The sequence below is a fragment of the Tamlana crocina genome, from assembly GCF_012037625.1.
This window is the reverse complement of the sequence record NZ_JAAVJS010000148.1, coordinates 1-515: the sequence shown is the minus strand read 5'-3', so window position 1 is coordinate 515 and position 515 is coordinate 1. Positions and strand designations below refer to the sequence as shown.

Annotated in this window: 1 protein-coding gene; it reads left to right on the top strand. The window is 40.6% G+C overall.

The genetic code is table 11. The annotated features are described in order from the left end of the window. Positions 1-312 (top strand): ankyrin repeat domain-containing protein (locus HC176_RS16055; RefSeq protein ID WP_167920008.1); only part of this gene is annotated, 312 nt, incomplete at its 5' end. Positions 313-515 lie beyond the last annotated feature (203 nt).

Sequence of the window (515 nt, the reverse complement as noted above, 5' to 3'; positions counted from 1 at the left end):
ATCACCAAACTTTTGCTGCAACAGGGAGTAGAAACCGATGCCAGAGACGCAGCCGGAAACACAGCTTTAATGGGAATTTGCTTTAAAGGCAACAAAGACATTGCTGAAATGCTTATTCTTAACGGTGCAGATGTGAATGCCAGGAACTCTTCGGGAGCTACAGCTCTTATCTTTGCAGCCACTTTTGGGCAGGAAAAGATCGTAGAATTGCTGCTGCAAAATGGAGCGGATAAAACCATGAGAGACAGCAAAGGAAACGCTGCTTTAGATTACGCTAAGGACCCGGCCACAGCACAACTCCTCAAAAATTAGTTTATTTCTAATAGTCTGTTTTTTTACCTCCTGTCATTCCCTAAATAAAATATAATTGATTGCTTTTGGCTTAGTATTCTCCTATTTTAGAGAAAACTAAACCAACAATTATGGACAAGAATATTAAGACAATGGCTCGTACCGGCTTTGTAGCAAAGGGAGTTGTTTATGGGATCATTGGAATTTTAACCTTTAAAGCCGCC